Annotated in this window: 16 protein-coding genes; 12 read left to right on the top strand and 4 right to left on the bottom strand. The window is 70.5% G+C overall.

What is annotated here, in order from left to right:
* Positions 1–72 precede the first annotated feature (72 nt).
* From NVS83_RS01150 to NVS83_RS01165, 4 genes are all read left to right on the top strand, one after another.
* Positions 73–528, top strand: coding sequence for a (2Fe-2S)-binding protein (locus NVS83_RS01150; RefSeq protein ID WP_258737680.1), 456 nt, complete (start codon positions 73–75; stop codon positions 526–528).
* A gap of 117 nt (positions 529–645) precedes the next feature.
* Positions 646–1,122, top strand: a complete 477-nt coding sequence (gene bfr, locus NVS83_RS01155) for a bacterioferritin (protein WP_258731221.1) — start codon at positions 646–648, stop codon at positions 1,120–1,122.
* Between the two features lie 214 nt (positions 1,123–1,336).
* On the top strand, positions 1,337–2,386 hold the full coding sequence (locus NVS83_RS01160; RefSeq protein WP_258737681.1) for a Fe(3+) ABC transporter substrate-binding protein: 1,050 nt from the start codon (positions 1,337–1,339) through the stop codon (positions 2,384–2,386).
* Between the two features lie 58 nt (positions 2,387–2,444).
* Complete coding sequence (locus NVS83_RS01165) at positions 2,445–4,112, top strand: ABC transporter permease (protein WP_258737682.1); 1,668 nt, start codon at positions 2,445–2,447, stop codon at positions 4,110–4,112.
* Between the two features lie 32 nt (positions 4,113–4,144).
* Here NVS83_RS01165 and NVS83_RS01170 read toward each other — a convergent pair whose 3' ends face one another.
* A complete protein-coding gene (locus NVS83_RS01170; protein ID WP_258737683.1) occupies positions 4,145–6,112 on the bottom strand; it encodes an acetoacetate--CoA ligase in 1,968 nt (655 codons plus the stop codon).
* Between the two features lie 231 nt (positions 6,113–6,343).
* Between NVS83_RS01170 and NVS83_RS01175 the strand changes: the two genes are divergently transcribed.
* Positions 6,344–8,176, top strand: a complete 1,833-nt coding sequence (locus NVS83_RS01175) for an AsmA family protein (protein ID WP_258737684.1) — start codon at positions 6,344–6,346, stop codon at positions 8,174–8,176.
* An 18-nt stretch (positions 8,177–8,194) separates the two neighbouring features.
* Here the strand turns inward: NVS83_RS01175 and NVS83_RS01180 are convergent, their stop codons facing one another.
* On the bottom strand, positions 8,195–11,164 hold the full coding sequence (locus NVS83_RS01180) for a PAS domain-containing sensor histidine kinase (protein ID WP_258737685.1): 2,970 nt from the start codon (positions 11,162–11,164) through the stop codon (positions 8,195–8,197).
* 291 nt (positions 11,165–11,455) lie between these two features.
* Between NVS83_RS01180 and NVS83_RS01185 the strand changes: the two genes are divergently transcribed.
* From NVS83_RS01185 to NVS83_RS01205, 5 genes are all read left to right on the top strand, one after another.
* Positions 11,456–11,842, top strand: coding sequence for a phasin family protein (locus NVS83_RS01185; protein WP_258737686.1), 387 nt, complete (start codon positions 11,456–11,458; stop codon positions 11,840–11,842).
* A gap of 258 nt (positions 11,843–12,100) precedes the next feature.
* Entirely contained in the window at positions 12,101–12,610 is a 510-nt protein-coding gene (locus NVS83_RS01190) for a phasin (protein WP_258731214.1), read from the top strand.
* A 262-nt stretch (positions 12,611–12,872) separates the two neighbouring features.
* Positions 12,873–13,169: a co-chaperone GroES gene (gene groES / locus NVS83_RS01195; protein ID WP_258731213.1), complete on the top strand. Its 297-nt coding sequence runs from the start codon at positions 12,873–12,875 to the stop codon at positions 13,167–13,169.
* A 95-nt stretch (positions 13,170–13,264) separates the two neighbouring features.
* Complete coding sequence (groL, locus tag NVS83_RS01200) at positions 13,265–14,902, top strand: chaperonin GroEL (protein ID WP_258737687.1); 1,638 nt, start codon at positions 13,265–13,267, stop codon at positions 14,900–14,902.
* A 356-nt stretch (positions 14,903–15,258) separates the two neighbouring features.
* On the top strand, positions 15,259–16,140 hold the full coding sequence (locus tag NVS83_RS01205) for a dienelactone hydrolase family protein (RefSeq protein ID WP_258737688.1): 882 nt from the start codon (positions 15,259–15,261) through the stop codon (positions 16,138–16,140).
* Positions 16,141–16,165: 25 nt separating this feature from the next.
* On the opposite strand, the gene NVS83_RS01210 is transcribed toward NVS83_RS01205, so the two are convergent.
* A complete protein-coding gene (locus NVS83_RS01210; protein ID WP_258737689.1) occupies positions 16,166–16,789 on the bottom strand; it encodes a MarC family protein in 624 nt (207 codons plus the stop codon).
* A gap of 282 nt (positions 16,790–17,071) precedes the next feature.
* Between NVS83_RS01210 and rnhB the strand changes: the two genes are divergently transcribed.
* Together rnhB and NVS83_RS01220 are read left to right on the top strand one after the other, a co-directional pair.
* Positions 17,072–17,806 carry a ribonuclease HII gene (rnhB, locus tag NVS83_RS01215; protein WP_258737690.1) on the top strand — a complete coding sequence of 245 codons (735 nt, stop codon included), beginning with the start codon at positions 17,072–17,074 and terminating at the stop codon, positions 17,804–17,806.
* Between the two features lie 8 nt (positions 17,807–17,814).
* A complete protein-coding gene (locus tag NVS83_RS01220) occupies positions 17,815–19,335 on the top strand; it encodes a glycosyltransferase family 39 protein (protein WP_258737691.1) in 1,521 nt (506 codons plus the stop codon).
* Between the two features lie 267 nt (positions 19,336–19,602).
* On the opposite strand, the gene cydB is transcribed toward NVS83_RS01220, so the two are convergent.
* Positions 19,603–20,628, bottom strand: a complete 1,026-nt coding sequence (gene cydB, locus NVS83_RS01225) for a cytochrome d ubiquinol oxidase subunit II (protein ID WP_309486164.1) — start codon at positions 20,626–20,628, stop codon at positions 19,603–19,605.
* Between the last annotated feature and the right edge of the window lie 2 nt (positions 20,629–20,630).

Raw genomic sequence — 20,630 nt, forward strand, 5'->3', positions numbered from 1 at the left:
AGCGCGAGAAAATAAGACAAAGGCAGAGTTTAGAATAATTCTAAATAGCTGATCACTTGGTCCATCCCCGCGATGATTGTTTGTTCCTGTAACGTGATTTCGGATCGTCAGATCCGCGATGCGGTGAACGATACCCAGTCCTCGGTACGCACGGCCGGCCAGGTCTATCGCTGCCTGGGCTGCAGCGCGCAGTGCGGGCGCTGCGCGCGCATGATCCGCAAGCTGATCGACGACGTGAACGCCACCGCCTGCGGCGCCTGCGTGCGCGAGTGCCCGGTGGCGGGCCACGCCCATGAGCATGTGTACGGGCCGGCGCATGCGACGGCGCACGCGCATGAGCCTTCGCAAGGGCACGAGCATTCGCACGAGCCTGCCCGCGCCCACGAACCTGCCCGCGCAACCGCGCCGGCCCACGAGCACGAGCATGTGGCGGTGCGCGAGCCGGCCCGGCGCCGCGCCGAGGCGGACGAGACCGCGCACGCGCATGGCCGCGCCGACGCCTACGCTTCCCTGATTCCCGCCGAATAATCCGCGCCGCCGCGGGCCCCGCCCGGACCCGTAGCCGGCGACGTTCTCGGCTTGCCTCATACTTGGAATTATTCTAAAGAAACTCCGGTCACATCAATTCAGGGAGACGTCGCGGCCATGAAGGGCGATCCGAAGGTCATCGAATATCTCAACCGCGGCCTGAGGTCCGAGCTCACGGCGATCAACCAGTACTGGCTGCATTACCGCATGCTGGACAATTGGGGTTTCAAGAAGATGGCCGCCAAGTGGCGCGCCGAATCGATCGAGGAGATGCAGCACGCCGACAAGTTCGTCGACCGCATCCTGTTCCTCGAGGGATTCCCCAACCTCCAGGTGCTCGACCCGCTGCGCATCGGCCAGGACGTGAAGGAAGTGATCGAGTGCGACCTCGCCGCCGAGATCGAGGCGCGCGCGCTCTACCAGGAAGCCGCGGCCTATTGCGCCGAGGTGAAGGACTATCCCAGCCGCGACCTGTTCAAGGAGCTGATGGCGGACGAGGAGGGGCATATCGACTTCCTCGAGACCCAGCTTGACCTGATCGCCCGGCTCGGCCTGCAGCTCTACTCGCAGCACCATATCGGCGGCTTCGAATAGGCGCCGCGCACCGACCCGAAGACGAGGAAGCCGGTCGCGAGACCGGCTTTTTCTTTGCCCGGCGGCGGGCGCCTGCCGTCTTTAGATCAATTCCAACCTATTGATCTCGCGAAGCTTTTTGTTGACGTTGCGTCATGTTCGACCTACCGCGGCAGGCGAGCCATACCGATGGGCCGCCCCGGCATCCGGGCCGCCCGCGCGCAGGAGGAACGACATGACCGCCAAGCTCCCTCATCGGGCCGCCCGCCGGCTCGCCCTCGGCGGACTTCTGGCCGCCGGCCTCGCGCTGGCCACGGCCGGGGCGCGGGCCGAGGAGGTGGTGAACGTCTACACCACCCGCGAGATCGGCCTCGCCAAGCCGCTGTTCGATGCCTTCACCGAGAAGACCGGCATCGGCGTCAACAGCGTGTTCGTGAAGGACGGCCTCGCCGAGCGGGTGAAGGCCGAGGGCGCGGCTTCGCCCGCCGACGTGCTGATGACGGTCGATGTCGGCGCGCTGCTCGACCTCGTCGACCAGGGCATCACCCAGCCGGTGCGCTCGGAAGTGCTGGAATCGGCGATCCCCGCCAATCTGCGCGGCGCCGACGGCAGCTGGTACGCGCTCTCCATGCGCGCGCGCGTCGCCTATGCCGCCAAGGACCGGGTGAGCCTCGACGCGCTGCACTACGAGGATCTCGCCGCGCCCGAATGGAACGGCAAGCTGTGCATCCGCTCCGGCAAGCACCCCTACAACACGGCGCTGATCGCGGCCTATATCGTCCATCACGGCGAGGCGGCGGCGCAGAAGTGGCTGGAGGGCGTGAAGGCCAATCTCGCCCGCAAGCCGGCCGGCGGCGACCGCGAGAACGCCCGCGACATCCTCGCCGGCATCTGCGACCTCGGCATCGCCAATTCCTACTATGTGGGGCTGATGCGCTCGGGCAAGGGCGGGCCGGAGCAGGAGGAGTGGGCGGCGGCGATCCGCGTCGTGCTGCCCACCTTCGAGGGCGGCGGCACCCATGTGAACATCTCGGGCGCTTCGGTGGCGAAGAACGCCCCGAACAAGGACAACGCGGTCAAGCTGCTGGAATATCTCGTCTCGCACGAGGCTCAGGAGCTCTATGCCAAGTCGAATTTCGAATATCCGGTGGTGGCGGGGGCGCCGATCGACCCGATCATTGCCGCCTTCGGCCCGCTGAAGATCGACGATATCGACCTCGTCGCCATCGCCAAGGCGCGCAAGGCGGCGACCGACCTCGTCGACACGGTCGGTTTCGACAATTGACGCGCCGGCCGGCGATGCTTGGACCGGGCGCACGCGGCGCGGCAGGCCGGCCGTGAGCGTGGCGGCACGATCGCCGGCGAGCGCGGGCGCAGGCGCGCCGACGGGCGCGCGCCTGCTGCGCGGGGCGTCGGCGGCGGTGGTGCTCCTCGTGCTGCTGCCGCTCGCGGCGCTGGTGTGGACGGCCGCCCAGGGCTCGGGCGATCTATGGCCGCATCTGCTGCGCCATGTGGTGCCGCACGCGCTGCTTGAGACCGTGCTGCTCGCGCTTGGCGTCGGCGTGCTGGCCGGAATCATCGGCACCGGCACCGCCTGGCTGGTCGCGGTCTGCCGCTTTCCCGGGCGCGGCCTGTTCGAATGGGCGCTGCTGCTGCCGCTCGCCATCCCGACCTACATCCAGGCCTTCGTCTATGTCGACGCGGTGCACCCGCTCGGGCCGATCCCGACGCTGATCCGCTCGCTGCTCGGCATGAAGAGCCCGCGCGACCTGTGGCTGCCGGAGGTGCGCAACCTGCCCGGCTGCGTCGTGCTGCTGGGGCTGGTGCTCTACCCTTATGTCTACCTCGCCGCCCGTGCGGCCTTCCTGATGCAGACCGCCTCGATCCTCGACGCGGCGCGCACGCTGGGCGCGGGGGCCGGCGAGACGTTCCTGCGCATCGCCCTGCCGCTGGCCCGGCCCGCCATCGCGGTCGGCGTGACGCTGGCGCTGATGGAGACGGTGAACGATGTCGGCGCCTCCGAATTCCTCGGCGTGCAGACGCTCACCCTGTCGATCTATTCCACCTGGCTGAACCGCTCCAGCCTGCCCGGCGCGGCGCAGATCGCGCTGTTCATGCTGGCGATCCTGTTCGCGCTGGTGATGGTGGAGCGCTGGGGCCGGCGCCATCTCAGCGTCGCCGCCATCGGCGCGCGCGCCCACGCCCCGGCACGCCGCCTCCTCGGGCGCGGGCAGGGGATGCTGGCGATGCTCGCCTGCCTGGTGCCGGTGACGCTCGGCTTCCTGCTGCCGGCCGGGCACCTCGCGCACACCGCCTGGAAGCGCTGGCTGTTCCACGGCGTGCCCGCGAGCATCTGGCAGGAGGCGGCCAATACTGCGCTGCTGGCCGGGCTCGGCACGCTGGCCGCGCTCGGCTGCGGCCTCATCGTCGCCGTGGCGCTGCGGGTGCGGGCGCTGCGCGGCGGGCTGGTGCCGCGGCTCGCGAGCCTGGGCTACGCGGTGCCCGGCACGGTGCTGGCGGTGGGCCTGCTGGTGCCGCTCGCCGGCTTCGACAATTGGGTGTCCTCAACGAGTGCGAGGCTGACCGGGGTGCCGACCGGCCTGCTGCTCTCCGGCTCCGGCGCGGCGCTGGTCCTCGCCTATGTCATCCGCTTCCTCGCGATCCCGGTCGGCGGGCTGGAGGCGGGCTACGGGCGGATCGGCACCACGCTCGACATGGCCGCGCGCAGCCTCGGCGAGCGCCCGCCCGGCGTGGTGCGGCGCATCCACCTGCCGCTGCTGCGCCCCGCGCTCGGCACGGCGGCGCTGCTGGTGTTCGTCGACTGCATGAAGGAGCTGCCGGCGACGCTGATGCTGCGCCCGCTCAATTTCGAGACGCTGGCGAGCCACGTCTATGGCGAGGCGGCGCGCGGCACCTATGAGGATGGCGCGCTCGCCGCCCTGCTCATCGTGCTGGTCGGCCTGGTGCCGGTGATCCTGCTCGCGCGGCTCTCCCGCCCGCGCGAGGGGTAGGGGCGCGACAGCCTGGCCGCGCCCTCCCGCCCTCACACCGCGAGATCGGGCAGGTCGCGGTAGAGCTCCAGCGATTCCGGGTTGGCCAGCGCCTCGGTGTTCTTTACCGGCCGGTTGTGCACCACGTCGCGCACGGCGAGCTCGGTGATCTTGCCGGAGCGGGTGCGCGGGATGTCGGCCACGGCGACGATCTTGGCCGGCACGTGACGCGGGCTGGCGCCGGTGCGGATCTGGGTGCGGATGCGCTTCTCGAGCTCCGCGTCGAGCACCGCGCCCGGCTTCAGCCGCACGAACAGTACCACCCGCACGTCGTTGTCCCATTCCTGGCCGATCGCCAGCGCCTCGACGATCTCCGGCACCTGCTCGGCCTGGGCGTAGATCTCGGCGGTGCCGATGCGCACGCCCTGCGGGTTGAGGGTGGCGTCGGAGCGGCCGTGGATGATGATGCCGCCGTGATGGGTCCATTCGGCGAAGTCGCCGTGGCACCAGATATTGTCGAAGCGTTCGAAATAGGCGGCGTGGTACTTGGCTCCATCCGGGTCGTTCCAGAACATCACCGGCATGGAGGGGAAGGGCTTGGTGCAGACCAGCTCACCCCGCTCGCCGACCACCGGCCGACCCTCGTCCGACCACACCTCGACCGCCATGCCGAGGCCCGGCGCCTGGATCTCGCCCTTGTAGACCGGGGCGGTGGGGTCGCCGAGCACGAAGCAGGAGACGATGTCGGTGCCGCCCGAGATCGAGGCGAGGTGGAGGTCGGCCTTGATCGCCTCGTAGACGTAGCCGAAGCTCTCCGGCGCCAGCGGCGAGCCGGTCGAGGTGAGCGCCTTCAGCTTCGAGAGGTCGTGCGTCTCGCCGGGCTTCAGCCCTTCCTTGCGCAGCGAGTCGATGTATTTCGCCGAGGTGCCGAACAGGGCGAAGCCTTCCTTCTCGGCATAGTCGAACAGCACCGAGGGGCCGGGCGCGAAGGGCGAGCCGTCGAACAGGCACAGGGTGAGGTTGCTGGCGAGGCCGGTGACGAGCCAGTTCCACATCATCCAGCCGCAGGTGGTGAAGTAGAACAGCCGGTCGCCAGGCGCGAGGTCGCAATGCAGCCGGTGCTCCTTCACATGCTGCAGCAGCGTGCCGCCCGCCCCGTGGACGATGCATTTGGGCACGCCCGTGGTGCCGGAGGAGAACAGGATGAAGGCGGGATGGTTGAAGGGCAGCCGCTCGAAGACCAGCGGGGCCGGGGCATGGGGCGCGAGGAAGGCGTCGAGCGCGACCCCGTTCGGCAGGCCGGCGGCGACCTCCGCGGCCTCGCCGAGATAGGGCACGATCACCGTCGCGGCGGTGTCGGCGAGGTGCGGCACCACGCTCTTCAGCTTGTCGCCGATGGCGACCCGCTTGCCCGAATACCAGTAGCCGTCGCAGGCGAAATAGACCTTGGGCGCGATCTGCCCGAATCGATCGAGGATGCCGCGCTCGCCGAAATCGGGCGAGCAGGAGGAGAAGATCGCGCCGAGCGAGGTGGTCGCCAGCATGATGGCGATGGTCTCGGGCATGTTGGGCATGGTGGCGGCGACGCGGTCGCCGACCCCGACCCCTGCCGCGCGCAGCCCCTGCTGCAGGCGCGAGACGAGGTCGCACAGCTCGCCGAAGCTCACCTGCCGTTCGACCTTGTCCTCGCCGCGGAAGACCAGCGCCACCTCGTCCCGCCCGCGCGGGCGCAGCAGGTTCTCGGCGTAGTTGAGCCGCGCCTCGGGGAAGAAGCGGGCGCCGGGCATCGCCTCGGCGTCGACCAGCGCGCTCGCGCCGCGCTCGCCGATGATGTCGCCCAGATCCCACACCTCCTCCCAGAACGTGCCGGGATGGGCGACCGACCAGGCGTGGAGATCACGGAAGCCGGTCAGCGCCGTGCCGTGGCGCGCATTGACGGTGCGGACGAGGGCGGTAACCGCGCTGCGGGCGATCCTCTCCGGGCTCGGTTTCCAGAGGGGTTCATCACTCGCCGCACTCATCGATTTCCTCCGTGTTCAGGTCGGCCGGCGCGTTCTGCGTCGCCGGGCCGCTTGGCGCCAGCGGATTCATAGCGCCCGCCTCGGCGTCTGTCAGGCCATCAAACAGACACAGAGACACAAGATGTTGCGCCGTCCGCCGGCTGGCATTTCCCACCGAGGCGTGCCTCCGCGCTTGCGTGCCTGCGTCCGGGTGCTGTACGCGCATGAACAGGGGACGCCACCGATCGCTTTATGAAGAAACTCGTTCCGATCCTGCTGCTGCCCGTGGTGCTGGTGCTCGCTGCGGCAGCCTTCGCACCCAAGCTCGCCTCCGACGCGCGGCTGCGCGCCGAGGCGGTGGCCGCGGTGCGCGCGGCGACCGGCCGGGAGCCGCGCATCGAGGGGCCGGTCGGCTTCTCGGTGCTGCCCTGGCCGGCGATCACCGCCGAGGATCTCACGGTGGACGACGAGGACGGCGACTCCCGGCTGATGGTGCCGCGCCTGCGGGTCGTGCTGCACCTGCTGCCGCTGCTGACCGGGCAGGCGCGCGCCGACCATATCGAGCTCGCCTCGCCCGAACTGAGCATCGTCGGCAGCGAGGCCAGTCTCGACGGTTTCTCCGCCCTGGTGGCGGGCCTTGGCACCAGCCGGCTCGACGCCGACATCCGCGTCACCGACGGCCAGCTCCTCGTGCGCCACGGCAATGTCAGCGAGGTGGTGATCCCGCGCGCCGACGTCCGCCTCGCCTGGCAGGGGATGAAGGAGGTCGCGCTCAAGGGCAAGCTCACCTGGCGCGGCGAGCCGCTCGACGTCGACTTCGCCCTGTCCGACGTCGCCCGCCTCGTCGCCGGCGGCGGGGCCGGCCTGCGGCTCTCCGCCTCCGGCCCGCCGGCCGAATTCTCCTTCGACGGTTCGGTGAAGCTCGCCGGCGGCCCGGTGGCCGAGGGCCAGCTCGCCATGTCCTCGCGCAAGCTTCGCGACACGCTGGAATGGCTCGGCCTCGACGCGCCGACCGAGCAGGGCTTCGGCGCGTTCGCGCTGCGCGGGCAGGCGCTGATGTCGGACCAGGGCGCGGCGCTGTCCAGTGCGCGGCTCGAGCTCGACGGTAATGTCAGCGAGGGCGGCTTCAACCTGCGGCTGGAGGACGGGCGCAGCATCGTGCAGGGCTCGCTGGCGAGCGAATCGGTCGACCTGACGCCCTACGGTCAGCTCACCATCTTCGATTCCGACGACGGCACCTGGAGCGACGACCCGCTCGACCTGTCCCGCCTCGCGCGGCTCGACCTCGACCTGCGGCTCTCGGCGACGCGGGTGCGCGCGGGCAACTCGCAGTTCCGCCGCATGGCCGCGAGCGCGGTGCTGAAGAACGGCAAGCTTTCGCTGGCGATCGGCGAGGCCGAGGCCTGGGACGGCATCTTCCGCGCCGCGATCCATGTCGCACCCGGGCCGAACGGCGCCGGCGCGGATGCGCGGGTCGACCTCGCCGGCGACGACGTCGCCTTCGCGAAGGCGTTCGGCGACATCTTCCGCTCGCAGCGGCTGGAGGGTAAGGGCAGCTTCCACCTCACCGCCGGCGGCGCGGGCGAAAGCATCGCCCAGATCGTCACCGGGCTCGACGGCGACTTCACGCTCTCGGGCACACACGGCGCGCTGGTCGGCATGGATGTCGGGCGCATCCTCGACCGGCTGGCGAAGCGCCCGCTGTCGGGCATGGGCGACCTGAGGGGCGGGCGCACGCCGTTCGACAGCATCGAGCTGTCGGCGACCATTGCCGGCGGCATCGCGCGGCTGGCGAAGTTCGAGGTCGAGAGCTCGCGGCTGCGGATCGCGATGAACGGTAAATGCTCGATCGCCCGGCGCGACCTCGACCTGAGCGGGGAGGCGACGCTGATGGGCTCGAAGGAAGCGGGCACGCAGGTGGCTTCGTTCGAATTGCCCTTCATCGTGCGGGGCGACTGGGAGCGGCCTGTGGTGCTGCCCGACGCGCAGTTGCTGATCCGCCGCTCGGGCGCGGCGCGGGCGCTGTTCGGCGACAAGCTGAACACGCTGGACCCGCTGGGCGTCTCCGGCTCGGCGAACCCCTGACGCGAGCGCCGGGCAGCGCTACGACGCCAGTACCCGGGTCGAGGGGAAGGTGATCTCGACGATGGTGCCGACATCCACCGCGCTGCGGATGTTGAAGCTGGCGCGGTTGGCTTCCGCCAGCGCCTTGGTCAGCGGCAGGCCGAGCCCGGTGCCGCCCGAGCCCGAGCGGCCCGAAGTGGCGAGCTGGCGGAACGGCTCCATCGCGATCGACACGTCCGCCTCCGACATGCCGATGCCGGTGTCGCGCACGCGCAGCACCACCTCGCCGTTCTCGGTCAGCGCGGTGGAGAGGATCACCTGCCCGCCGGGGCGGGTGAACTTGATCGAGTTCGACACCAGGTTGAGCACGATCTGCCGGATCGAGCGCGCATCCGCCACCACCTGCGGCAGGTCGGCGGCGAGCGAGGAGCGGATGATGATGCGCTCGCGATTGGCCTGCGGCTGCATGATGCCCATGCACTGCTGCACGATCTCGTTGAGCGGCACGCTGGTGAAGGAGAGGTCGAGCTTGCCGGCCTCGATCTTCGACAGGTCGAGCAGGTCGTTGATGAGCGAGATGAGGTGCCCGCCCGAGGCGTGGATGTCGCGCAGATAGTCGCGGTAGCGCTGGTTGTCGATCGGCCCGAAGCGCTCCTCCATCATCACTTCCGAGAAGCCGATGATGGCGTTGAGGGGGGTGCGGATCTCGTGGCTGATCTTGGCGAGGAAATCGGACTTGGCGAGGTTGGCGCGCTCGGCGAGCTGCTTGGCCTCGGTGAGCTCCTCCTCGGCGCGCTTCCACTGGGTGATGTCGCGCAGCACGGCGCAGAACTTCGACGGGTCCTCGCCGATCCGCCCGACCGTCATGAACAGCGGGATCAGCCCGCCCTCGCGCACCCGGCCGATCACCTCGCGCCCGTCATTGAGCACGCTCGCCACGCCGTTGGAGGCGAGGCCGTCGAGATAGTCGACCGCCGCCTGCCGGCTCTCCGGCGCGAACAGCATGGTGAAGTTCTCGCCCTGCACCTCGCCGGCCTCGAAGCCGAACAGCGCCTCGGCGGGATGGTTCATCGACAGGATGGCGCCGGCGGTGTCGATCAGCACCACGCCGTCGGTCGCGGTGTCGAGGATGGCGCGCAGCTCACGCTCGGAGGTCTCGGCCTCGCGCAGCGCCAGCTCGGCCTGGCGCAGGCGCTCGTCGGCGACCGCCTCGACCCGGTGCAGCACGTAGAGCATCGCCGTCCCGCCTTCCCACGGCGCGGAGATGAGCCGCGCCTCGACCGGGATCGGCTCGCCATGGACGGTGAGCAGGGTGAGCGCGCCGGTGCGCGCGGCGCCGGTGTCGGCCGGCTCGAGCGCGTGGCCGAACAGGCCGGCGAGGCCGCCCGCCGCTTCCAGCGCCGCGAGATCGGCATGGCCGGTCCAGTCGAGCAGGGCGCGGTTGGCATAGAGCAGGCGATCGCCGCGGAAGGCGAGCATGGCGAGCGGCAGCCGGTCGAGCACCGGGCGCTCGCCATCCGCCAGCACGCGGCGAAGGCCCTCGGGCCCCGCCGGCGTGGCGGGCGGGGAGGTGACGTCGTTGGCCGGGATCTGGCTTGGCGTGATCTGGCTCGCGGGCGTGCGGGCGAAGGGCGAGGCCTTGGGCTCTCCGGGCACGGAAGGTTCGGGCGCGGCGGGTTCGGCTGCGGACGCGCCGGATGCGCCGCTCTCCCCGCTGAGGAAGTCGGGCGCGTCCTCCTCGCCCTCGAGCCTTGCGCCGAGCGCGCGCGCGATCTCGCGGAAGGCGTTGCGCTCGCCGGTCGACAGCCCTTCCCACGAGGCGCGGATGCTCTCCGGCCGGGAGCCGGACGGCGGCACGGCCGCCGGCGGGGTCGGCGAAGGGGTCGCGGGCTGGGGCTCGCCGTGAAGCTGCACCACGTTCGGCGCGCTGGGAGGCGCAGGCGATGGCGGGGCGGCGGCGGGCGGCGCCTCCGGCGAAGCTGGCTCGGCCGGCGGCACGACCGGGGGCGCAGGCGGCGGCGACTGGGTCTGCGGCGGCGGCAGCGGTGCCTGGGGCGTCACGGGCGGCTGCGGCGCGAACGGAGTCAGCTCCGCCGCCGGGGGCGGGGTGGGCTCGGCCGGGGGCACGAAGGGAGCGGGCGCGATGGGCGCAGGCGTGAACGCCGGAGGTGCGGGCGGCGCAGCACGCGTCTGGGGCTGCGGCGCGGCGCGGCGGCCGCGCACGACGCCGAAGCCGCGCATGCCCTCGCCGCGGATCGGCGCGCCGCCGAGCTCGATGTCGAGCGCGTCGCCGCGCGCGGTTGGCACCAGCACCGGCAGATGGTTGAAGCTCAGCCCGTCCAGCACCGCGCGGTGGGCGCCGGGCGCGCCGAGCGTCTGCCAGTCATGCCCGCCGAGGCTCTCGGCCGACCAGCCGAGCGCGTCCGCGAGGCGCGGGTCGACATGGCTGAGGCGGGCGTCGAGGCCGGTGCGCCAGGTGAAGCGCTGCGGCAGGGCCGCGCCCGTGCCGCTGCCGGCGGGCGCCGTGAAGGAAGGCGCCGCCGCGGCCGTGGCGGAGGCGGGGAGGGAAGCCGGCCCGGCGGCCGGAGGCGTCGGCGCGAATGGCTGGGGCGCCGCGAAGACGTCCGGCGCGGCGGGCTCGGCGGAAGGCTCGGGCATGCCGGCGACGTCGCCGGTGACCATGAGCACCGCCCGCGCCGAACCGGCGGCGACGAGCGAGCAGGCGAATACCGCCGGGGTGAGACGGCCGGGAAGGCGCAGCCGCTCCAGCCGCGCGGGGCGGTCCGCGCGCAGCGTCGGCAGCAGCCGGAGCGCGGCGGCGGCGAGCGCCTCGGCACTGCCCGCGGCGCCGAGCAGAGTCCGTCCGCCGACATTGGCGGCGAGCGCCGAGCCATCCGCGCGCAACAGCACGGCCGCGCCCGCGCCGCCGAGGGAAGCCTCGGCGCGCCTGCGCAGTTCGCTGTCCGCCTGGGACTGCCCGCTATGTCGACCGTCCGTAGGAATACTCATGCCCACCAGAACGCCTGCCGCCGTGTTCCTTACACCCGGCACCCGAGTTACTTTAATGGCGGCGGTGCTCCCGCGCCACGCCGGGGGCGCTGCGTCACGCCGGGTTCGCAGTTTCAGGTTAACCGGTGGCGACTGAAGCCGGTTAACCGCAGGCAACCAATGCCACCCGTCACGCGGCGATTATCGTTGCGTCCTGTCAGAAGCATTATACTTTGGTCGTAGGCGCCTACGCGAATAGAAAGCGCCGAACGGCTGATTGTACGATTGGGCGTCGAGAGCGGAGGTGTCACCATGGCCAGTGATCTGAAACCGGAAATTCCCGAGGAACTGCGCACATTCGCCGAGCAGGGCGTCGACCAGGCCCGCGTGGCGATCGACGGCGTCATCGATGCAGCGCACAAGGCGCTGGACGACGCCGGCCGGCAGGTCGATGCTGCGCATGAGAACGTGCGCGAGATCGGCCGCACGACGCTCGATTTCGCCGAGGCGAACATCGCCGCCGCCTTCGACTTCGCGGCACGCATCGCCAGGGCGCAGAGCTTCGACGACTGGCCGCGCCTGCAGGCCGACTTCGTGCGCGAGCAGGCTGCGCGCCTGACCGAGCAGGCCAAGGTGCTCGGCGAGCACGGCGCCTCGGCGGCCGCGATGGGCACGCCCGGCGCCAAGCCGAAGAAGTAAGGCCCAACAAGCAGGGCCGAGAAAAGAGGGCCGGGCGCCCTGCAAATGGGCCGTACCGGGGCGGCCTTGCAGAAAAATCAGTCATCCGGGGTTGATTGTGCATTGCAATATGATATTGCAATGCACAATTAGGGAGTGCGACGTCAGGAAGGACCCCCGCTCATCATCGGGTGTCGCGTCTTCCACGCGCAAGGTGCGATCGTCGACGCGGGAACGATCGCGACCTTCCTGGTTGTCACCGCGATGAGGAGAGAAGAAATGGCTGAGGCTACTCCCGTCACGCCTGCCCCCAAGAAGAGCGCGAAGGCGGCCCCGCCCTCTTTCGAGGCCGCGTTCGCCAAATTCGAGCTTCCGAAGATCGACATGGCGTCGCTCGAGGTCCCCGCGGTCATGCGCGAGATGGCCGAGAAGAGCGTGCAGAGCGCGCGCGAGACCTATGAGAAGCTGAAGAACAGCGCCGAGGAGACCACCGACCTCCTCGAGGACACCTACACCACCGCCTCCAAGGGCGTGACCGAATACAACACGCTGGCGCTGGAATCGCTGCGCACCAACGTGAACGCGGCCTTCGACTACATGGGCGCGCTGCTCGGTGCCAAGAGCGTGTCCGAGGCGGTCGAGCTTTCGACCGGTCACATGCGCAAGCAGTTCGACGTGATGTCGGCGCAGGCGAAGGAACTCTCGTCCATCGCCCAGAAGGTGGCGACCGACACCGCCGAGCCGATCAAGGCTTCGGTCGAGAAGACCATCAAGAAGTCGGCGGCCTGAGGGCGTTCCGCCCCGCTTCCGTCCCTTCCGCGCGGCCTCGCCGCGCCAAGCCCGGTCCGCGCTGCGGGCCGGGTTTTTTCATGCCGCCTTTCCGGGCTAGATATTTTCGCGCCCGCCGCCGGAATTCGACGCCTCGCGCGGCTTGACTCCCTTTCGCGGCCTGCCTATCTCCGCTGCGCTTTTGGCACTCGCTCTGGAAGAGTGCTAGACGTGCACCCGAGCGCCCAGGCGGCGCGTGACAGGATGACCCGAGGAGCCATCAATGGCCAAGCTGAAGTTCCGCCCCCTGCATGATCGTATCGTGGTGAAGCGCCTCGACGCGGAAGAGAAGACCGCCGGCGGCATCATCATCCCCGACACCGCGAAGGAAAAGCCCTCCCAGGGCGAAGTGGTCGCGGTCGGCCCCGGCGCGCGCGACGAGGCGGGCAAGCTGGTCCCGCTCGACGTGAAGGCCGGCGACAAGGTGCTGTTCGGCAAGTGGTCCGGCACCGAGGTCAAGATCGACGGTCAGGACCTCCTGATCATGAAGGAATCGGACGTCATGGGCATCGTCGGCTGAACGCCGGCTGATCCGACCAGGACGCGCGGACCCGGCCGGCCCGACATGGCGCCGCCGCGGGGGTCCGCGAGCAACCCCTTTCAGGAGTAGGCCAGATGGCTGCCAAGGACGTAAAATTCTCCAGTGACGCGCGCGACAAGATGCTGCGCGGCGTCGACATCCTCGCCAATGCGGTGAAGGTGACGCTGGGCCCGAAGGGCCGCAACGTCGTCATCGAGAAGAGCTTCGGCGCCCCGCGCATCACCAAGGACGGCGTCACCGTCGCCAAGGAGATCGAGCTCGAGGACAAGTTCGAGAACATGGGCGCGCAGATGGTGCGCGAAGTGGCCTCGAAGACCAATGACCTCGCCGGCGACGGCACGACCACCGCCACCGTGCTGGCCCAGGCCATCGTGAAGGAAGGCGCCAAGGCGGTTGCCGCCGGCATGAACCCGATGGACCTCAAGCGCGGCATCGATCTCGCCGTGGTCGAGGCGATCAACGATATCGTCAAGCGCGCGAAGAAGGTGAAGTCGACCGGCGAAGTCGCCCAGGTCGGCACCATCTCCGCCAATGGCGACGCCTCGATCGGCGAGATGATCGCCGGCGCGATGCAGAAGGTCGGCAACGAGGGCGTCATCACCGTCGAGGAAGCCAAGACCGCCGAGACCGAGCTCGAAGTGGTCGAGGGCATGCAGTTCGACCGCGGCTACCTCTCCCCCTACTTCATCACCAATCCCGACAAGATGACTGTGGATCTGGAAGATCCCTACATGCTCATCTTCGACAAGAAGCTGTCGGGCCTGCAGGCGATCCTGCCGGTGCTGGAGCAGGTGGTGCAGTCCGGCAAGCCGCTGCTGATCATCGCCGAGGACGTCGAGGGCGAGGCCCTGGCCACGCTCGTGGTGAACAAGCTGCGCGGCGGCCTGAAGGTCGCGGCCGTGAAGGCGCCGGGCTTCGGCGACCGCCGCAAGGCCATGCTCGAGGACATCGCGATCCTCACCGGCGGCCAGGTGATCTCCGAAGAGCTCGGCATCAAGCTCGAGACGGTCGGCCTCGACATGCTCGGTCGCGCCAAGAAGGTGCTGATCGAGAAGGAGAAGACCACCATCGTCGACGGCGCCGGCAAGAAGAAGGACATCGAGGGCCGGGTCGCGCAGATCAAGGCGCAGATCGAGGAGACCACCTCGGACTACGACCGTGAGAAGCTGCAGGAGCGCCTCGCCAAGCTCGCGGGCGGCGTCGCGGTGATCCGCGTCGGCGGCGCCACCGAGATCGAGGTCAAGGAGAAGAAGGACCGCGTGGACGACGCGCTCAACGCCACCCGCGCCGCGGTGGAAGAAGGCATCGTCCCGGGCGGCGGCATCGCCCTGCTGCGCGCCAAGAAGGCGATCGAGAAGCTCTCCAGCGACAATGCCGACATCGCCGCCGGCATCAAGATCGTGCTGAAGGCGCTCGAGGCGCCGATCCGGCAGATCTCCGAGAACTCGGGCGTCGAGGGCTCGATCGTGGTCGGCAAGGTGCTGGAGTCGAAGGACCAGAACTTCGGCTTCAACGCCCAGTCCGAGCAGTTCGTGGACATGATCGCGGCCGGCATCGTCGACCCGGCCAAGGTCGTGCGCACCGCGCTGCAGGACGCCGCGTCGGTCTCCGGCCTGCTGATCACCACCGAGGCGATGGTCGCCGACCTGCCGAAGCCCGCGAGCGCTGCCCCCGCCATGCCGGGCGGCGGCATGGGCGGTATGGATTTCTGATCGAAATCCAACCACCCCTGCAGTCTTGGGGTGCCGAAGCCGGGCAGGCCCGGCTTCGGATGGCGGCATGGATTTCTTGCGAGATCCTCACCGCCCCTGCGGTTTTGGAGTGCCGAAGCCGGGCGAGCCCGGCTTCGGGGCGGAAAGCCTTCATCGAGTTGGAAAGGGCGCGGCGCGAGCTGCGCTCTTTTCGTTTGCGGCGACCACCGGCCGCGTCGCCGGTCTGGCCCGCGGCCCTGCGCGCCTTAGATGGTTGCGGGCGGGTGCCGTTCGCTCTGCCACGTTCACTCACTTGCGACGTGCGCCCGGCCGGGAGGCGGCTCATCCTCCCGTCGGACAGAGAGGGAGGCGTGCCGATGGACCAACGCATCATCGATCTCTACGACCGGTTCACCCATGGCCAGATCGACCGCCGGGGATTCATGGACCGGCTGGGGACGCTGGCGGGCTCGGCCGCGGCCGCCGCGGCGCTGCTGCCCCTGCTCACCAACGACTATGCCCGCGCGGCCATGGTGCCCGAGGGCGATCCACGGCTGAACGCCGCGATGGTGACCTACCCCTCCGGCGGGGACGACATCAGCGGCTACCTCGTGCGTGCCCGGCGCGCCGACGCCAAACGCCCGGCGGTGCTGGTGATCCACGAGAACCGGGGGCTGAACCCGCACATCAAGGACGTGACGCGACGGCTGGCGCTCGCCGGCTACCTCGCCTTCGGCGTCGACCTGCTCTCTGCCGATGGCGGTACGCCCGAGGACGAGGACAAGGCGCGCTCCATGATCGCCGAGCTCGACCGCGCGGCGACGGTGCAGCGGGCGGTGGACGCGGTCGCCTTCCTGAAGGACAACGAGGCCTCGACCGGCTCGGTCGGCGCGATCGGCTTCTGCTGGGGCGGGGGCATGGTGAACCTGCTCGCCGAGGCGAGCCCGGAGCTGAAGGCCGGCGTCGCCTATTACGGCATGCCGCCCCCGCTCGACGACGTCGACACGATCGAGGCCGCGCTGCTGCTGCACTATGCCGGGCTCGACAACCGCATCAACGAGAACGTGCCGGCCTATGAGAAGGCGCTGAAGGAGGCCGGCAAGGACTTCACCATCTATGTCTATGAGGGCGTCAACCACGCCTTCAACAACGACACCAGCCCGACCCGCTACGACCCGAAGGCGGCCGAGCTCGCCTGGGGGCGCACCTCCGATTTCCTCGCCAAGCATCTCGGCGTGCCGCCGCCGGTGGAGACCTGAGCGCGGAAGCCGGCGCGGCCGGCGGTCAGATCGGGGGAAGCTTGAGCCAGTCGGACAGCGCGCTGAGCACGAGGTCGATGGCGAGCGCGGCGAGCAGCATGCCCATGACGCGGCTGATGACCGCCGCGCCGCCGCGCCCGATGAAGCGCATCAGCGGCCCGGCGGCGAGCATGATCGCCAGCGCCACCAGCAGCACCAGGCTGAAGGTGACGATGGTCATCATCTTGTCGGGGAAATTGTGCCGGGCGTCGTCCGTCAGCACCACCGCGGCCAGCATGGCGCCGGGGCTGGCGATGGAGGGCATGGCCAGCGGGTAGATGGCGATATCCACCGGATTGGTTTCGGCCGAGGCGTGGGTGTCCGAATGGTTCGACCCGTGGACCATGGTCAGCGCGAACAGGAACAGCACGATGCCGCCGGCGATCTGGAACGAATTGATCGACACGTCCATCGAGCGCAGCAGCGAGCTTCCCGCCAGGGCGAAGAACACCAGCACGCAGAACGAGACGATGATGGAGATGAAGGCCGCCTTGCGCTGGTTGGCGGCGTCGAGCGTGGCGGTGACGGCGATGAAGACCGGAAGCGTCCCCAGCGGATCGATGACCACCCACAGGGTGACGAATTCCTGAAGATGTTCCGACAAGTTCATCCGTCTTTCCCCCTCGCGCCGGGCCGTGACCGCCGCGCCCGTGTCCTGCCCGCCCTGGGCGCCGTGCTGCCGGCACCGCGACATGGATCGCATGCCATGCTTGCCATGTCATGAATGTCACAGCCTCATGAATCTCACAGCGTCATGAATGACACAGCATGGAGGTCATCGACGCCGATCCGGGACAGCGATGCCCCTGTCAGCGAGCACGGCCCCGCCGGCCCGGTTGCCTCGCGGCCGGCCGGCCGTCATCCTGCCCCGGACGAGTCGCGAGGGCAGGAGATGACGATCATACGCCAGAAGCCGGACTTCACCCATGAAGTCGCGGCGTGGTTGGCGGGCGATGTGCCGGTGGCGGGGGTCGACGAGGTCGGGCGCGGGCCCTGGGCCGGGCCGGTCGTCGCCTGCGCGGTCGTGCTCGATCGCGACCGGGTGCCCGAGGGGCTCGACGATTCCAAGAAGCTGAAGGCGGCGCAGCGCGAGGCGCTGTTCGAGGAGATCTGCGCCACGGCGGAGGTGTCGCTCGCCTTCGCCCCGCCAGCGCGGATCGACGGCGACAACATCCGGCAGGCGACGCTGTGGGCGCTGGCGCGCGCCGCCGCCGGCCTGCCGCGCGCGCCGCGGCTGCTGCTGGTCGACGGCAACGACCTGCCGCCGGTCGCCTGCGCGGCGCGGGCGATCATCGGCGGGGACGCGCTGGTCGCCTCCATCGCCGCCGCCTCGATCGTCGCCAAGGTGACCCGCGACCGGCTGATGGCCTCGCTCGGCCTCGCCCATCCCGGCTATGGCTTCGAGCGCCACATGGGCTACGGCACGCCCGAGCACGCCGAGGCGCTGGCCGCGCTCGGCACCTGCCGCCACCACCGCACCTCCTTCGCGCCGGTGCGCGCGCGCCGGGCGCTGGAAATCGAGCTCGCGCAGACGGTGCTTGTCGAGACGAGAGCGGTCGAGACGGAGCCGGGCGCGGAACGGCGCGGTCCGGTGCTGCGCCCCGTGGCGCTGGCCGACGGCGTCTAGGCGCGGCCATGCTCTGGTCGGCGCTCTGGATCGAAGCGCTGCGCGCGCGCCCCGGTCTGGCGGTGCGGACCGCGGGCGGCGCGCTCGGCCTGCTCTGGGTGGTGCTGCCGCTGCTGGTCTTCGCCTCGCCGCCGCTGGAGCTGACGCAATATTTGCTGGCGGCCCGCGCGGGACGCGTCGCCGCCGATGCCGGCGGGCCGCTGGCGGCGGGGTTGAGCTGGCTGGCGCTGGACGGGCTCGGCCTGTGGGCGGTCTATGCGCTGTTCGCGCTCGCCATGCTGGCCTCGGCGGGGCTCGCCTACCGCCTCGCCTCGCGCTTCCTCGGGCGCGCCATGGGCGGCGCCGCAGCACTGGTCTTCGTCGCGGTGGAGGGGATCGGCCTGCCGCTCGACCCCTACGCTCCGGACCGGCTGGCACTGCCCGCCGTGCTGTGGGTGGTGCTCGAGAGCTGGCGGCTGATCGGCGAGCGCAAGAGCCATGCCTGGCCGGCCCTCGCGGCGGCGGGCGGCATCGCGCTGTTCGCCGGATGGTCGGGCTGGGCCGTGGTGCTGGCGGCGGCGCTGCTGATCGCGCTGACGCCGGCCGGCCGGGCGGCGCTGCGCACCCGCGACATCGTGCAGCCGGTGGCGATGGGCCTCACCTTCCTCATTCCGTTCGCGCTGTGGACGGTGCGCTTTCCTCCGCCCCTGCCGGCGCTGGGAACGGCCGGCGCGGCGGCCGGGGGCTCGTCCATGGTGCCGGCGGCGACGCTGCTGGCCGGGCTGGTGCTCGCCAGCGTGCCGGGCGCGCTGCTGGTGCTGATCTCCTCGCGCGCCGGCGAGCGGGGAGGCGGCGACAGGGCGCGCGAGGACGTGCCGACGCTGGCGCGCGGGCCGATGCCGGATTTCGCGCCGGTCTTCATGGCGGTGATGGGCATCGTGCCGCTGCTCGCCGCGCTGGCGCTGGCCGCGCTCGGCGAGCGGCAGACGGTGTGGGGCACGCCTGCGCCGGCGCTGCTCGCGGTGCTGCTGGTGGCCGGGCGCGGGCAAATGGCGGGGATCCACCGGCGCCGGGCGATGGCGCCGCTCTGGCTCGCCTGCGTCGCCGCGCCGGCGGTGGTGACGGCGCTGGTGACGCTCGGCGCGCCGCAGGTCGGCCGGAGAGGGCAGGCCGTCAACTTCCCCGCCCGCGCGGTCGCCGGCCCGCTCACCGAGGCGGCGACGCGGCGGCTCGGCCATCCGCCGGGTGCGATCGGCGGTGTCACTGCGCTGGCCGCGCCGATCGCGCTCGCCAGCTCCGCCCGGCCGGTGCTGATGCCGCAGGCCGGGCCGGCGCAGGCCTCGGCGACGGTGAACCACCTCGCCGCGCATGAGGGCATGGTGCTGGTGTGGCCGGTGCTCAGCGCCAATGGCGGCCCGCCTTACGGGCTGCGCGAGCTGTGGCCGGACCTGCAGCCGCAGGCGCCGATCGTGGTGCCCTGGGCGATCGCCGGCCGGCTGGACCCGGTGCGGGTCGGCTGGGCGGTGGTTCCCCCGCGCGCGCCGAAGTGAGAGCGGCGAGAGCGCGGGCGAGCGCTTGAGGGGACGATGCGGCCGGGGGAGGTCAGATGGGCCGCGTGAGGCCGGAGCATGCGGCCGGGGTAGCCTGAGCGCGTGCGACCCATAGGGGCTGGAGGATGCGCCGCGTCGGCCCGGGCTTCCCGATATGCGGAGGAGGTCGCCCGAGCTAGCCGGGATCTATCCGGCGACGGGCAGCCCCCTAAAGCGGGTTCAGCCGTGGGCCTTCTCGCCCCGCCCGAACGCTTGGCGCGGCAGGCCTCAGTGGTAGCCCTCGCCCTCGCGCACCTTGCCGCGGAACAGCCAGTAGACGAAGGCGGTGTAGCCGAGGATCACCGGCAGCATGAACACCGTGCCGATCAGCGTGAAGACTTGGCTCGCCGGCGCGGCGGCGGTCTCCCACACGGTCAGCGAGGGCGGGATCAGATAGGGGAAGATCGAGATGCCGATGCCGATATAGCCCAGCAAGAACAGGCCGATGACGCCGAAGAACGGCATGTGCTCGTGCCCGTCCTCCAGCCAGCGCCAGACCAGTCCGGCGAGGATCAGCGTGATGATCGGCACCGGGGCGAGGTAGAACAGGTTCGGCGTGGTGAACCAGCGCTCGGCGATGCGCGGGAAGGCGATCGGCGTCCACAGGCTGACGATGCCCATGAAGATCAGCACCACCGGCAGCAGGATCCGCGCCTGCATGCGCGCGCGCACCGCGATCCGCCCCTCGGTCTTCATGATGAGCCAGACGCTGCCGATCAGCGCGTAGCCCGCGACCACGCCGAGCCCGCACAGCAGCGCGAAGGGGGTCGCCCAGTCGAGCGGGCCGCCGGCGAAGGCGTTGTTCGCCACCTTGATGCCCTGCACGAAGCCGCCCAGCAGCACGCCCTGGAAGAAGGCGGCCAGCGTCGAGCCGGCGGCGAAGGAGATGTTCCACAGGAAGCGGCTGCTCTCGGCGACGTGGCGGAATTCGAAGGCCACGCCGCGGAACACCAGCGACAGCAGCATGAAGATGACCGGCAGGTAGAGCGCGGGCATCACGATCGAATAGGCGAGCGGGAAGGCGACGAACAGGCCCCCGCCGCCGAGGATGAGCCAGGTCTCGTTGCCGTCCCAGAACGGGGCGACCGAGCTCATCATCTGGTCCTTCTCGCTGTCGCTGCGGGCGAAGGGGGACAGGATGCCGATGCCGAGATCGAACCCGTCCAGCACCACATACATCGCGATCGCCACCGAGAGCAGCAGCCCCCAGACGACGGGCAGGTACCAGGTCATGCCGAGGCCGACGTCCTCCATGG

This window comes from Ancylobacter mangrovi (genome assembly GCF_024752335.1).
Classification (GTDB): Bacteria; Pseudomonadota; Alphaproteobacteria; order Rhizobiales; family Xanthobacteraceae; genus Ancylobacter; species Ancylobacter mangrovi.

Excerpts from the sequence above, each read along its gene's own strand:
- NVS83_RS01150 (WP_258737680.1), top strand. The coding sequence starts at position 73 with ATGATTGTTTGTTCCTGTAACGTGATTTCGGATCGTCAGATCCGCGAT.
- bfr (WP_258731221.1), top strand. The coding sequence starts at position 646 with ATGAAGGGCGATCCGAAGGTCATCGAATATCTCAACCGCGGCCTGAGG.
- NVS83_RS01160 (WP_258737681.1), top strand. The coding sequence starts at position 1,337 with ATGACCGCCAAGCTCCCTCATCGGGCCGCCCGCCGGCTCGCCCTCGGC.
- NVS83_RS01170 (WP_258737683.1), bottom strand. The coding sequence starts at position 6,112 with ATGAGTGCGGCGAGTGATGAACCCCTCTGGAAACCGAGCCCGGAGAGG.
- NVS83_RS01175 (WP_258737684.1), top strand. The coding sequence starts at position 6,344 with ATGAAGAAACTCGTTCCGATCCTGCTGCTGCCCGTGGTGCTGGTGCTC.
- NVS83_RS01180 (WP_258737685.1), bottom strand. The coding sequence starts at position 11,164 with ATGAGTATTCCTACGGACGGTCGACATAGCGGGCAGTCCCAGGCGGAC.
- NVS83_RS01185 (WP_258737686.1), top strand. The coding sequence starts at position 11,456 with ATGGCCAGTGATCTGAAACCGGAAATTCCCGAGGAACTGCGCACATTC.
- NVS83_RS01190 (WP_258731214.1), top strand. The coding sequence starts at position 12,101 with ATGGCTGAGGCTACTCCCGTCACGCCTGCCCCCAAGAAGAGCGCGAAG.
- groES (WP_258731213.1), top strand. The coding sequence starts at position 12,873 with ATGGCCAAGCTGAAGTTCCGCCCCCTGCATGATCGTATCGTGGTGAAG.
- groL (WP_258737687.1), top strand. The coding sequence starts at position 13,265 with ATGGCTGCCAAGGACGTAAAATTCTCCAGTGACGCGCGCGACAAGATG.
- NVS83_RS01205 (WP_258737688.1), top strand. The coding sequence starts at position 15,259 with ATGGACCAACGCATCATCGATCTCTACGACCGGTTCACCCATGGCCAG.
- NVS83_RS01210 (WP_258737689.1), bottom strand. The coding sequence starts at position 16,789 with ATGAACTTGTCGGAACATCTTCAGGAATTCGTCACCCTGTGGGTGGTC.
- rnhB (WP_258737690.1), top strand. The coding sequence starts at position 17,072 with ATGACGATCATACGCCAGAAGCCGGACTTCACCCATGAAGTCGCGGCG.
- NVS83_RS01220 (WP_258737691.1), top strand. The coding sequence starts at position 17,815 with ATGCTCTGGTCGGCGCTCTGGATCGAAGCGCTGCGCGCGCGCCCCGGT.
- cydB (WP_309486164.1), bottom strand. The coding sequence starts at position 20,628 with ATGGAGGACGTCGGCCTCGGCATGACCTGGTACCTGCCCGTCGTCTGG.